Origin of the sequence: Corynebacterium sp. CCUG 65737, from assembly GCF_024454115.1 — a bacterium.
GTDB lineage: Bacteria > Actinomycetota > Actinomycetes > Mycobacteriales > Mycobacteriaceae > Corynebacterium > Corynebacterium genitalium.
The window spans coordinates 312,706-325,786 of record NZ_JAGPZB010000001.1 but is presented as its reverse complement, the minus strand read 5'-3'; the positions used below and the strand labels follow the sequence as shown (position 1 = coordinate 325,786).

12 protein-coding genes and 1 pseudogene are annotated in these 13,081 nt (G+C 64.4%); 5 read left to right on the top strand and 8 right to left on the bottom strand.

All coding sequences use genetic code 11. The features are described from left to right. Positions 1-38: 38 nt before the first annotated feature. The 6 genes and pseudogenes from KBX17_RS01715 to upp all read right to left on the bottom strand — a co-directional run bounded on the left by KBX17_RS01715 (position 39) and on the right by upp (position 5,888). The gene (locus KBX17_RS01715) at positions 39-1,166 is read right to left on the bottom strand and encodes an ATP-binding protein (protein WP_256018229.1); all 1,128 of its coding nucleotides are present in this window, start codon (positions 1,164-1,166) and stop codon (positions 39-41) included. 152 nt (positions 1,167-1,318) lie between these two features. Further along, positions 1,319-1,693 (bottom strand): annotated as a pseudogene (locus tag KBX17_RS01710) (citrate/2-methylcitrate synthase); the annotation flags it as partial. A 312-nt stretch (positions 1,694-2,005) separates the two neighbouring features. Further along, complete coding sequence (locus KBX17_RS01705) at positions 2,006-3,412, bottom strand: NAD(P)H-quinone dehydrogenase (protein ID WP_256018228.1); 1,407 nt, start codon at positions 3,410-3,412, stop codon at positions 2,006-2,008. 88 nt (positions 3,413-3,500) lie between these two features. Next, the gene (locus KBX17_RS01700) at positions 3,501-4,685 is read right to left on the bottom strand and encodes an amidohydrolase (protein WP_256018312.1); all 1,185 of its coding nucleotides are present in this window, start codon (positions 4,683-4,685) and stop codon (positions 3,501-3,503) included. A 106-nt stretch (positions 4,686-4,791) separates the two neighbouring features. Continuing rightward, entirely contained in the window at positions 4,792-5,199 is a 408-nt protein-coding gene (locus KBX17_RS01695; RefSeq protein ID WP_005286363.1) for a helix-turn-helix domain-containing protein, read from the bottom strand. A gap of 53 nt (positions 5,200-5,252) precedes the next feature. Then, positions 5,253-5,888 (bottom strand): uracil phosphoribosyltransferase, encoded by a 636-nt coding sequence (gene upp / locus KBX17_RS01690; protein ID WP_256018227.1) that lies wholly within the window; start codon positions 5,886-5,888, stop codon positions 5,253-5,255. Positions 5,889-5,958: 70 nt separating this feature from the next. Here upp and KBX17_RS01685 point away from each other — a divergent pair, with 70 nt between their 5' ends. The 3 genes from KBX17_RS01685 to KBX17_RS01675 are packed head-to-tail and all read left to right on the top strand — an operon-like array spanning position 5,959 to position 8,498. Next, positions 5,959-6,243, top strand: a complete 285-nt coding sequence (locus tag KBX17_RS01685) for a hypothetical protein (protein WP_040423413.1) — start codon at positions 5,959-5,961, stop codon at positions 6,241-6,243. Beyond that, on the top strand, positions 6,240-7,238 hold the full coding sequence (locus KBX17_RS01680) for a C40 family peptidase (RefSeq protein WP_256018226.1): 999 nt from the start codon (positions 6,240-6,242) through the stop codon (positions 7,236-7,238). Before KBX17_RS01685 ends, KBX17_RS01680 begins: the two co-directional genes overlap by 4 nt. A gap of 21 nt (positions 7,239-7,259) precedes the next feature. Then, positions 7,260-8,498 carry a hypothetical protein gene (locus tag KBX17_RS01675; protein ID WP_256018224.1) on the top strand — a complete coding sequence of 413 codons (1,239 nt, stop codon included), beginning with the start codon at positions 7,260-7,262 and terminating at the stop codon, positions 8,496-8,498. Positions 8,499-8,543: 45 nt separating this feature from the next. On the opposite strand, the gene KBX17_RS01670 is transcribed toward KBX17_RS01675, so the two are convergent. Continuing rightward, positions 8,544-9,290 carry a VIT family protein gene (locus tag KBX17_RS01670; RefSeq protein WP_005286376.1) on the bottom strand — a complete coding sequence of 249 codons (747 nt, stop codon included), beginning with the start codon at positions 9,288-9,290 and terminating at the stop codon, positions 8,544-8,546. 147 nt (positions 9,291-9,437) lie between these two features. Between KBX17_RS01670 and KBX17_RS01665 the strand changes: the two genes are divergently transcribed. Then, positions 9,438-10,742: a D-alanyl-D-alanine carboxypeptidase family protein gene (locus KBX17_RS01665; RefSeq protein ID WP_256018222.1), complete on the top strand. Its 1,305-nt coding sequence runs from the start codon at positions 9,438-9,440 to the stop codon at positions 10,740-10,742. A gap of 4 nt (positions 10,743-10,746) precedes the next feature. On the opposite strand, the gene KBX17_RS01660 is transcribed toward KBX17_RS01665, so the two are convergent. Then, positions 10,747-11,829: a YhjD/YihY/BrkB family envelope integrity protein gene (locus KBX17_RS01660; RefSeq protein ID WP_256018220.1), complete on the bottom strand. Its 1,083-nt coding sequence runs from the start codon at positions 11,827-11,829 to the stop codon at positions 10,747-10,749. A 139-nt stretch (positions 11,830-11,968) separates the two neighbouring features. Here KBX17_RS01660 and trpS point away from each other — a divergent pair, with 139 nt between their 5' ends. Next, complete coding sequence (gene trpS, locus KBX17_RS01655) at positions 11,969-12,997, top strand: tryptophan--tRNA ligase (protein WP_256018219.1); 1,029 nt, start codon at positions 11,969-11,971, stop codon at positions 12,995-12,997. Positions 12,998-13,081: the final 84 nt, after the last annotated feature.

Here is a 13,081-nt window from a genome sequence, read left to right as displayed (position 1 = left end):
CTCCCTGGATCGGTAAAGGATGGACTGTCTTCCCGATCCTAGTCCCAACCGGTGTCCTTGATGCCGGCATTGCCCAGGTGGTACCCCATATGCGGGATGGTGAAATTGAGAAACCCGCGCCGCGGGCTGTAGATCAGCTCCCGGTCGAGCAGCGCCTTGCGCGCCATCGACTGCGATTGCAAGGTTCCACCCAGTTCATCGGCGATGTCACTGACGGAGACAGCCTCGTTGCCGTGCTGCACCTGAGCCATAGCCACAAGGAATTCATGCTGCTTCGGCGGGACACCGCGTAGCGCCGGCTCATGCACGAGCTGCCCGAGTGTTTCCAGCACGTCCGGGGTCACAGCGAGCGTGTCGTTCGACTCGACCACACTGCCACCTGCTGCCGCCCGCTCAAAGAGGTGGAAGCCGACGAGCTGCACCAGGTACGGATAGCCGCGGGTGAGCTGCACTGCCTCGTCGAGCGCGCCTTGATTGAACCTCACCCCGCCTTCTGCGGCGGTTTGGACCAGCACGTCGGCGGCGTCCTGCGGGGTCATGGGCCCGAGGTTCGCGTGCTGCGCGCGCCGCAGGAACGTCGTGCCCGGGTGCTGCAGCAGCGCACCGATTCCTTCCGGCAGCCCCGCCGCGGCGAAGGCGACGTTGTGGTTGTCGCGCATGAGGTCTTGGATCGCCGCCGTGAGCTCCCACAACTGCTCCGGGTCAGCCGATTGCACCTCATCGACGGTGATGAGGATGCCGCTGTCCGGGCCGAGTTCACGCGAGAGCTCGTTGAGCGAGGAGATGAGCGACGCAGACGGTTTGCGGCTGGTGTCCACTTCCGTCTCAATGCCCCACCCGCTGGCCCTGATCCCGGTGATGCGCCGTTTGACGGTCGGCCGCTCACGGAGCGTGGCCAGCGTTTGCGGGATGACGGTGTCCACCAGGGGATGCACCACCGCGTTGGGGTGGGCCCGGAGCACGACCCAGCCGCGGCGTTTCGCTTCGTCTTCAAGCTCGTTGAGGGTGACGGTCTTGCCGATGCCACGCGGGCCACTCAGCAACAGCACCCGGCGCGGGTCGCCGACCCCGCCGTCGAGCCCGCGGCCGAAGGACGACACGACGCTCGCGCGGCCGGCAAAGACCATCGGTGAGACACCGAATGTCGGAATGAACGGGTTAGCCATGGTGATCTCCTCTCACACGCCACCTACCAGGCCTACCAGCCTTTTATACTCCTTATACTACCCCGCGCCAAGCGTTTTTATACTCCTTAGAGTTTCGCCCCCTCCCCTGCGGCAATGGTGAGCCGGGGTGGGAGGGGGCGTCGATAAGCAAGCTACACGCCTGGCACGTGGCGCTCATCCGGGCCGTTGTAGGCGGCCAGCGGGCGGATGATGGAGTTGTTCTCAAACTGCTCGATGATGTGCGCGGTCCAGCCGGTGATTCGCGCCATGACGAACAGCGGCGTGAAGAACTCGATGTCGAAGCCCAGAATGTAGTAGGCCGGTCCCGCGGGGAAGTCCAAGTTCGGCATGATCTTGATCGAGGTGTTGTCATACATGGTCTTGGCCATGATGTCGTACATCTCGACCCACTTATCGGCGTTCTTCTCCGGGTGTTCGGAGGCGAGTTTCTTGAAGGCCGCTTCCATGGTGGGCACACGCGAGTCGCCCTTCTTGTACACGCGGTGACCGAAGCCCATGACCAACTGCGGCGACCTGGGCGACCTTGTAGGCCAGGTGTTCCTCGTACGGGAAGTTTTCGGCGGATCGGTGCGTGCGCACCTCGTGGTTAATCATGGTGGGCGGGCCTCCTCAAGCGCTTCGGGTGTGGCTGCGCCGACAACGCCGGACAGCCGGGAGTTCGTGCGCTTAGTATGCGTGAACTAATAATTTCGCGCAGAGGAATGGCCGGGTTTTCTTGGCCGGGCCGGGTTCGATTTTCATGGTTCGCCTATCGCGGTTCGCCGACGGACAAACCCGCAGGTCGGCGTGAAAGGCGAACCGTGAAAGGCGAACGGCCGCTAGTTGAGGTCGGTCTTGTGCACCAACCGGCGCGCCGCCTCCGTGATCGAACCCGACAAGGAGGGGTAGACCGCCATCGAGTTGGCCAAGTCCGCAACGGTCAGATTGTTGGTCACCGCGATGGTGAGCGAGAGGATCAACTCGGACGCGGTCGGGGCGACAATGACGCCGCCGAGCACCTGGCCGGAACCCTTGCGGGAGAAGATCTTCACAAAACCAGTCTTCAACGAGCGCATCTTGGCGCGCGGGTTGGTGGGCAGGTCCAGCTTGATAATGTCGGCGTCATAGTCGCCGTTGCGGATCTCCGCCTCGGTGATACCGACAGCGGCGATCTCGGGACGGGTGAACACGGCCGAGCCGACGGTGCGCACGCGCAGCGGTGCCACGCCCTCCCCCAGCGCGTGATACATCGCGATGCGGCCCTGCATTGCAGCTACCGATGCCAGCGGCATGAGGTCACAGCAGTCGCCGGCGGCGTAGATGCCCGAGATGTTGGTGCGGGAGACGCGGTCGACGTGGATGTGGCCAGACGGGGTGACGTCCACACCCTGGGACTCGAGCATGAGGTCCTTAGTGTTCGGCACCGAACCAATGGACATCAGACAGTGGGAGCCTTCGATCTCGCGGCCGTCGCTGGTGCGCACGATGACGCCCTGGCCGGTGTTCTCCACGCTCTCCACGCGGGCATCCTTGACCAGGGTGACGTCACGGTTGGATAGGACGGATTCGAGGACGTCGGCCGCGTCAGCGTCGTCATGCGGCAGGATGCGGTCGGACGAGCCCACCATGGTCACCTTGACGCCCAGCTCAGCGTAGGCGGAGACGAACTCCGCACCCGTCACGCCCGAACCGACCACGACGAGGTGCTCCGGGGTTTCGATGAGGTCGTACATCTGCTGCCAGTTGAGAATGCGTTTGCCGTCGGGCTTCGCCTTCGGCAGCACGCGCGGGGAAGCGCCGGTAGAGATGAGGACGATGTCGCAGTCGAAGGTCTCCTCTGTGCCGTCGGCAAGCTCCGCCTTGACGCGGTGGGTGGTGTGGCCCGCCTGCTCGGAAGCGAAGCGGGCACGGCCGGTGACCATGCGCACGCCGGAACGCTCGAGCTGGGCGCGGATGTCGCGGGACTGTTCAGAGGCGAGCGCGACAACGCGGTTGTTCAGCGCAGGAATGGACAGATCGACCTGACCCAAGCCGTGGCGCAGACCCATGGCGTCTGCGCGGCGCAGGTCCGTCTTGATGTTCGTGCCGGCGATGAAGCCTTTCGACGGCACCACATCGCGCAGAATGCCCGAACCACCCATGCCGAGCGCCTCAATCAGGGTAATGTCCGCGCCGTACTGGCTCGCAGTCAACGCAGCCTCGTAGCCGCCGGGGCCGCCGCCGATGATCACGATCTTTTTGGACATGCGAAAACTCCTGTTGCGAAAAGCGAATTGCGAAAAGCGAATTGCGAACGGTCAGATTCTCGCTAGACCACTGTAGCCACGAAGGCCATCACGCGCCGGTGGGCCCCCGGTCCGAATCCGCGAAGCGTTCCACGATGGTGCCGAACAGGCGCACGCCCACGTCAATGCAGCGTTCGTCGATGTCGATGTCGCCCTGGTGCAGGTCGTACTTCTTACCGGTGCCGCGCCAGCACCCCAACCTCGCCATGGAGCCGGGCACCTGCTCGAGATACCAGGAGAAGTCTTCGCCGCCGCTGGACTGCGGGGCCTGGACGATGGCATGGGGGTCGACGCTGCGCACCGCTTCGACGAGAGCGGCAGTAGCCACGTCGTCGTTCATCACGGGCGGCACACCGCGGGTGTAGGCGAGCTCGTGGGAGCAGCCGGTCGGGGCGATGATCGCGTCGATAAGCTCGCTCATGAGCGGCTCAAGCGTGCGCCACGTCGCAATGTCCTGGGTGCGGATCGTGCCGGACACGCGACCTGTTTTCGGCACGGCGTTGGGGGCAAAACCGGCTTCGATCTGCCCGAAGACCAGCACGGTGCCGGTGCGCGGGTCGATCCGGCGGGTCAGCAGCGCCGGCAGTTGGGTGACCAGGCTGCCCAGGGCGTAGACGATGTCGTTAGTCAGGTGCGGGCGCGAGCTGTGGCCGCCGGGGCCGGTGACGTTGATGCGCAGCACGTCGGCGGCCGAGGTGATCGCACCGGTGCGCACGCCGATTTGGCCGACGCGCAGCTTCGGCTCCGCGTGGACGGCATAAATGCAGGCCACGCCATCGAGACCACCCCACTTGATCACGTCGGGCGCGCCGCCGTCCATGACTTCCTCCGCCGGCTGGAAGATGACGCGCACGCCAAAGGGCACGTCAATCTCCGCCAGCGCGCACGCCAGTGCCAGGGAGATCGCAGTGTGCACGTCGTGGCCGCACGAGTGGGAGGCCCCCGGGGTACGCGACGCGAACGGCAAGCCTGTGGTTTCCTCAACGCGCAGGGCATCAATGTCGGCGCGGAAGGCGAGCTTTTCGTCGCTCTGCGGCCCGATATCGACGTACAGTCCGGTCTCCGGGAACAGGTGCGGCTCGAGCCCGCGCTCGCGGAGACGCTCAGCGATGAACTGGGTGGTGTCAATCTCATGGTGGGAGACCTCCGGGTGGGAGTGCAGGTGCCTGCGCCACTGAATGACTTCGTCGCGGTGCGCGACAAACCACGAGTCAATCTGGGCCGACAACCCCACTTTTTCCACGGAACAACCCTCCCGAACAATGCACGACAGTGCGACAGGTACCTGTGGAAGTGTAGTACTAGACCAAGCTGTACAGACAGTTGGGGTTGGCCGGCTTCTACAGCGCGAACGGCCGGGTGTCCTCGGGGCGGGCTGGCCAGAGAATTTCCAGGTTGAGCGCGCTGACATCCTGCGGGCCGAAACTGTCCCAGCAGATCTCCCCCACTTCTTCCCCAGCGCCTGGCAGAAGCAGCACGGGCGGCACGCGCAGCGCGTACGCCAGGCGGTAGATCGTGCTCAAGTTCGGGTCGTTGGACCGGCGGCTGTTGTTGTGGTTGCGCTCTAAGTTGGACACCTGGCTGCGCGAAAGTCCGGACAGGTCAGCCAGGCGCTGTTGGCTCACGCCGCGCATGGTGCGCACCGACTTCAGCCGCGCGGACAGGCTGTACCCGTAGCTCGCCCATTTGGCGTCCGGCAAGATTTCGCTGTTCTCGCTGGCCCCGCTAGCTGCGCTGGCATCGCTCACGGTGGTGCCCCCCCTTTACCGATCCCCCATCGATTGTTTCCGCTCTGAGACTACTACAGATCGATGTTGCGCGGGCCGTACAACCGATCACCGGCGTCGCCCAGGCCCGGCACGATGTACGCGTCCTCGTTCAACCCCGGGTCGATCGCTGTGGTGACCAGTCGAATCGGGGCGTCCAGCTCCGCAATGCGGTCCACGCCGGGCTGCGCGGAAACGACAGTGATCACGGTGATGTCGTCGGCGCCGCGGTCGGTGAGCAGGTTGATCGCGTGCACGAGCGATCCGCCGGTGGCCAGCATGGGGTCGACGAGGAAGACGGGTTGGCCCGCTACGTCGTCGGGAAGCGCTTCGAGGTACGGCACGGGCTCATGCGTTTCTTCGTTGCGCGCCAGCCCGATGAAGCCGACTTGCGCGTCCGGGATCATCGACAGCGCCGGATCCACCAACCCCAGCCCGGCGCGGATGACGGGAACGATGATCGGCGGGTTCTTCAACCGCGTACCTACGGCGGTGCCAACAGGGGTGACGCAGTCGAAGGTCTCGGCCTCCAGCGCGCGGGACGCCTCGTAGATGAGCATTGCGCCCAAGTCCGACAACGCGGCGCGGAAACCGGAGTTGTTGGTGCGCGCGTCGCGCAGCTTAGTCAAACGCGCGGTGGCCAGCGGGTGATCGATCACTGTGATCTGCATATTCGACATGCTAACCAGAAATTTCGCGCCGCAGGGAACCGAAAGCGGGTCAAAAGCAGTCCAACATGGCATGCACACTTTCATCTTGGATCCGCCCACCGCACGCAGCCACATCGAGCGCTTGCTTAACGACGCTTCTTCGACCACCCCCACCACCCTCCCGCCGTTACCCACGACCGGCCCCGTCGCCGGATTCGCGGCGGCCTTATCTGCCGCCGTTGATGCCGCGAACCATCAGGCCGAACTCCTCGCCGCCGAAGCCCGCCGCACCGCAGGCACTATGGATACGCTGGTCACGGCAGCTGAGCGAACCGACTGGGCCACCGGCGACGCGTTCGGGAGAATCCAGCAATGACGCAACTTTTGAACGAACTTCTGTCCCCGACGCGCACGGCACCCTGGGCCTCGCAGATTGAACAGGGCATCCACGCGATCATGCAGGCCGTTCCAGAGCCGCTGCCGCATATGTCGTTTCCCGCAACACCCGACTTCACCTCGGTAACACCACTGGCGGAGATTGTCGGGGCGGACCCGAGCACGATCAACAACGCCGCGACAGCGCTCACCGCCGACCGTGAAACAATCGACGCCGCTGTGCGCGAGGCAGTACCGCATGTCGCTACGGCCTCCACGGACATCGTCATGATCGGGCAACGCTTGCTCACTGACGCCGCCCCGTTCGCGCTCGGAGCCATGTTTCCGCTCACCGCCCCTATGGCGATAGGGCGGATGGCGGGGTTGGTGGGAGGGGCGCTGGTGGACGTCGTCAAGCGTCTGGAGCAACTCGAGCAAGACCTCGCTCCGCTCACTGAGAGCCTGAACACGGTGGTGGCGCGCGCGTTGGAACGCCCGCCGCTTGTCGCACCGCCGGAAGCGCAGGCGGCGGAACAGGAACTCCGCGAACTCGCAGACGCCCCGGAGACTGCGCCGGCCGCAGCATCCGCCGAAGTTCCTCCACCTCCGGCTGGCGACACGGCACCTCCCGATGGGGAGAGCGAAGGAGGTAGCGCCGCCGGGCGCGCAGCCGTGGAGGCAGCGAAATCGCAGATGGGAACGCCCTACGTGTGGGGCGGATCGCAACCGGGCGGATTCGACTGCTCGGGATTGACGTCGTGGGCGTACAAGCAGGCCGGGGTTGAGATCCCGCGCACCGCGGAAAACCAGGCGGTGGGACAACAAGTCAGTTATGAGGAGCTGCAACCCGGCGACCTCGTGGTGTGGTCCGGGCATGTGGCTATGTACGCCGGCGACGGCATGATGGTTGAAGCTGGCGATCCGGTACAAATGAACCCGGTCCGCACAGAAAACATCGGCATGCCGTTCAAGGGGTTCTGGCGACCGACGGCATGACCCTAGGTAAAGTGATTGCCCATGACGACGCGTGCAATTCTGCCGGTGAAAATCTCCTTGACCGACGGCGACTTCTACACCCTCTGGGCTCCCACATGGCGCCAGGGTGGCTCCGAGTGGCAGGCCTTCTTCGGCGACAAGGATGACATTCTGGCGTTCACCAGCCCCGAAGCGCTGCTGGTGTACCTCGAGGACCACGCCGAGCACGACCTGGCAGACCACCCACAGTGGGACGCATTCCAGGCGCGCGGCGACGACCGCGTCGTGCCCGCGGAGAAGAACGAGTACGACATCATCGGCCTGCCCCACTTCCTGGCCGGCCGCCCCAGCCACGAAAACGTCTCCGCCGCCTCGCGCGTGTTCCAGATTTCGCGTTCGCTTGCCGACGTCGCGGGCGCAGAGACCGCATCCATCTTCTTCGCGTCCCACTCGATCCTGAACAACATTCACCGCGGGCACGAGCACTACTCGGGCCCCAACGGCATGGACGAGTGGACCGGCGTTGGCCGTGCAGTGCTGACCAACTGGAAAGACGTCGTCGAATCCCTCGACGGCGCTGTGCGCGTGGTGGAGGACGAGGAACTGGACTCCACACGCGTGGAGAAGGCGGGCGAGAGCATCGCCGCCGCCACCGCCGCCCGTGAAGAAGCACGCGCCAAGGCGGAAAAGGAAGCCGAGGAAGCCCGCGCCGCCGCCGACCCGTACGACGTTTCTCCCTGGGCCGATGCCGGTATCGACCCAGTGAAGATGACCGTCCAGGGCAAGGGCGTGTACACGCTGCGCACGTACGTGGGTGGCGCGCCGGTCTTCCTGGGCAAGTACGGGGAGATCTTCACCTTCCCCACTGCTAAGCACCTGCTGCGCTGGATCGTCGACAATGACGACCACGACCTGGCAGGCGTGTCCACCTGGGAAGACATCATGACGCTTGCCAACGCTGGCGAACTCGAGGTCGATGTCCACGCCGACAACTCCTACTCCCTCAACGGCATCGCCACCGACATTGAAAAGGGTGTCGATGCTGTGGACACCCAGCAGATGACCAAGGCCTACGAGCTCATGGCTGACGCTGCCGACTGGGCTAAGGACGACTCCCTGAACTCCTTCCTGCTGTCCAACCCGCGCATGCAGGACTACCTCGCCTACATGATGGGCTCCACCGAGGCCGCCGGCTACGTGCCATCCGCCCCGTTCACCGACAAGGCGGAAGCGTGGAAGGAGCTCGAGGAGATGCTGGTCAAGAGGTTCTCCAAGTTCTAAGGCGTTCTAACGCGGGTCTGCGCCCCGAACCCAACGGGTCTGCGCTTAGCCAACCGTGGTGCCAAAGAGCATGCCCACCAAGAAGGTCGCAGCCAGTGCCAACCCGCCGCCGACGACGAGCCTGACCACTGCCCGGCTGGCCTTTGCGCCACCGAGCTTCGCGGAGATCGCACCCGTAATCGCCAGAGCCACCAAGGTCACGGCCACACAGACCGCAACGCGCACTGATGCCGGCGCGAGCACGATGGCGATGAGCGGCACAACCGCGCCGACGAAGAACGCCAAGAACGATGCGATCGCGGCCGACCAAGGGCTGACAATGTCTTCCTCGTCGATGCCGTAGTGGATCTCCAAGTGGGCGGCCAGCGGGTTGAGGGCGGTACGCTCCCGTGCCACTGCGATAGCTGTTTCCTCGGACAGGCCGGAATTCTTGTAGGCCTGCACCAGATGGGTGAGTTCTGCATCCGGGTCAGCTTCTTGCAGTTTCCGCTCGGTCTCAATCGCGGCCCTTTCGGCGTCGCGCTGGGAGGAGACGGAGACGTACTCCCCTAGCGCCATGGAGATCGCGCCACCGACGAGCGCCGCAATACCGGCAGTGGAGATCTCACGGATGCTCGACGTCGCTCCGGCAACGCCGACGACCACGGCTGCGACGGAGACAATGCCGTCGTTGGCGCCCAGGACGGCTGCGCGCAGGCGGTTCAGTTTCTCGCCCATGCCGTGGGTTTTCACCTCGACTTCCGGGAATTCGTCCGCGGAGTGATCGGCGTTCGTGCTTTCGGTTGTCTTCATGCTTCAAGGTCTACCCCGCTGCCAACTTGGGGCGCAAGCAAGTAAGCACTAACTAACTGCAGGTCAGGCAGCATTTTTGAGGTAAGGCTCGGCTTCGGTGCGGGCGACCGCCAGGACCATCAGCTCACGGCCTACACTTGGCTGACGATGAAGACGCACTCACATGCCGCACCCCGCACAGCAGCTGCTCTTGCCGCAGCGTCCATTGCGGCAGCACCCCTGACAGTCCCGTTCGCCGCCGCTCAGGACGGGCTGTTCGGCTACGACGGGCAGGCCGTGAACGACGCCACCGTCACCGAAACGGTCACGGAAACCGAGTACACCCCTCCCTCGCGCGAGAAAGCCCCGGACACGGACAACTGCCCCCAGGCGACGGTGCCGCCGGAGCCTGTGAGCACGTCGGAACGCGTGGCGCCGGGCAGTGCGTCGCCGACGCCGCTGCCGGTGACCTACGACGGCCCGTGCGGGTACATCACGCCGGACGGCTTCACGGTCGATGAAGCGGTGGTGTCCGCGGCGTGGATGGTGGCGGACGTCGATACGGGCGATGTCATTGCGATGAAGGACCCGCATGGCCGCTACCGGCCGGCCTCCATCATCAAGGTGCTGCTTGCGCTCGTTGCTATCGACGAGCTTCCCTTGGACAAGAAGGTCACGGTCAGCGAAGAATCCGCCGGTCAGGAGGGCTCCGCCGTCGGCATCGGCGCCGGCGGCGCGTACACTATCAATGACCTGCTGCACGGCCTGCTCATGGTGTCCGGCAACGATGCCTCCCACGCCCTCGCCCAAGAGCTCGGCGGGGATCAAGCCACCTTGGAGAAGATCAACGCGAAGGCCCGCGAGCTCAATCTGAAGGACACCTACGCCGCGAGTTATTCGGGCCTCGACGCGCCCGGCATGTCCACTTCCGCGTGGGACATGGGTCTGGCGTACCGGGTCGCGTACGAGAACGACACGTTCGCGAACATCATCAAAACGGAGATGTACCCCTTCCCCGGCTACACCGCAGCAGACGGCACCGTCTTCGAACCGTTCGACGTCTACAACGACAACCATCTCTACTTGAACGACCCGGACGGCATCGGCGGCAAGACCGGCTACACCGATGACGCACACCACACCTTCGTCGGCGCACTTGACCGCGACGGGCGCAGGCTCATGGCGGTCGTCCTAGACACCACCGCGGACGAGGCGCGCGCGTGGGAGCAGGCACAGCGGCTGCTGCACGAAAGCTACAGGTTCACCTCGTCCGAGGCTGTCGCATCGCTTGACGACGCCACCGCCAACCCCACAGAAACCGGCACCCCCATCACAGACGAAACCGGCACCGACTCACGTACTGGGCGCTTCGCCGCTACTGGAATTCCGTGGCAGGCCGCGGCTGTGTTCGTCGGAGGGCTCGTACTGGCGGCCGTGGGGACGTGGTTGTCGGTACGGTCGCGCCGTCGATAAGCAGCTAGCGCGTGAGCAGTGAAACCGCTGCCACACCAATCGCACCGATCGCGGCACCGATGCCGATGTTGCGCCCAGTGTTGTCCTCGTCGCTGACGCCGGCGCGGATGTTGATCACGGCGGGTTCCGGAACGTTCGGCTCCTCAAGCGCCAGGGATTCCTGGTACGTGGCCGTCCAGGCGGAGACGTACAAGACGATGCGCCAGACCAGGTACAGCACGACCATGAGCGAGATGATCGGGCCGAAAATGGCGCCGGCCGGGTTGCCGGTGGCGGAACCGATGACCACGGTGGAGAACTGCTTGAGCAGCTCGAAAATGATCGCGCCGATTAGCGCGCCCTTCAGGCCCGCGCGCATCGGCACCTTGGTGCGCGGCATGAACACGATCATCCACCAGAACACCAGGAAGTTCGCCAGGACACCGACGGCCAAACCGACCAGCCAGACCAGGAAGCGTGCACCCGGGAAGTCGCCGATGCCCAGGCGCTCCATGAGCGTGGACGTGAAGCTGGACGCACCGATGGCGGTGACCGCAAACGCAACAATGAACAGCACGAGCAGCCCGATCAGGGCGATCAGGTCCCAGAACTTCTTCATCACGAAGTTGCCGCCCTCGTTGGCATCGAGGTTCCACATCGCGCTGATGCCCGAACGCAGGTGGTTCATCCAGCCCAGGCCGGACCACAGGGTGGTCAGCAAACCAATGCCGGCGACAGCTCCGCGCTGATCGATGGCTGACTCAACGACACTGTTGATCATCTCGCCAGTCTCACCCTCGACTGAGTTGGTGATCTGCTCGGTGATCTGCGCCATCAGGTCGGGGCGCGCTGCCAGGAAGAAACCAAGACCGGCGAAGAGCAGCATGGCGAGCGGGAAAAGGGACAGAACAGAGAAGTAGGTGATGCCCGCAGCGAATTGGTTGCCGCCATTGGCCGCGAACCGCTCGTTCATCCGCATCGCGTGGGCGACGACGGGGGCTTTATCTTTGACATCCCCCATCAACCCTTCGTCCTGCTGGGTCGGGTGGGCGCGCTCGATCCCTTGCTCATCCGTGAAGCCCGTGCGGGGCGAAGTGGAGGTGGCCATGCGTCATTGTTCCTTTCAGGGGTACACGACAGGGTGTGATGACATCGGTCTCCCACAGTAGCGTGCAAATGTCTCCCATAGGGTATTCCGGCGCACGCGAGATCACCCGGTTTTCATGCGCTGAGTAGGATTAGGCCACATGACTGGCTCCAGCACTCACGATGAAAAGCAGCGCGTCCTGTCCGGCATTCAACCCACTGCGGACTCCTACCACTTGGGCAACTACCTTGGTGCGCTCAAGCAGTGGATCGACCTGCAGGACTCCTACGACGCGTTCTATTTCATTCCGGACCTGCACGCCATTACGGTGGACCAGAACCCTGAGGAGCTGCGCACCCGCACCATCGCTGGCTGTGCGCAGCTCATTGCGCTGGGCATTGACCCGGAGAAGTCCACGCTGTTTGTGCAGTCGCATGTGCCGGAGCACGCGGAGCTGACGTGGGTGCTGCAGTGCTTGACCGGTTTCGGTGAGGCAAGCCGCATGACGCAGTTCAAGGACAAGTCGGCAAAGCAGGGCCAGGACCGCACGTCCGTCGGCTTGTTCACCTACCCGATGCTCATGGCGGCAGACATTTTGCTCTACTCCCCGCACCTCGTGCCCGTCGGCGAGGACCAGCGCCAGCACCTCGAGCTCACCCGCACGCTAGCGGAGCGCTTCAACTCCCGCTTCGGAGAGACTTTCGTTGTCCCGGAGGGCTTCATTCCGGAAGGCTCGGCGAAGATCTACGACCTGCAGGAACCGACGGCGAAGATGAGCAAGTCGGGCTCGAACCCGAAGGGCATCATCAACCTGCTGGATGCGCCGAAGACCTCCGCCAAGCGCATTCGTTCCGCGGTCACCGATGACGACGGCGTTATCGCCTTCGACCGGGAGACGAAGCCGGGCGTGTCCAACCTGCTGGCCATTCAGTCTGCCCTAACGGGTGAGTCGATCGACACGCTCGTGGCCAAGTACGACGGCCAGGGTTACGGCGCTCTCAAGGTCGACACCGCCGACGTGCTCGAAGCGTTCACCACCCCGCTGCGCGCGCGTTACGACGAGCTCATGGCCGACCGCGCTCAGCTCGAGGAGATCTTGGCTCAGGGCGCACAGCGCGCACGCGAGGTCGCAGCGCCGCTGCTTGACAGCGTTTACCGCCACATCGGTTTCCTCGCCCCGAAGAGGTAGTCACCTCCAGGCTGACCTGCTCGTTCCGCACTCCCCACCTCACGCCCATGCGGCTGGTGGGGATTTTTCCTTGACCTTTAGGCC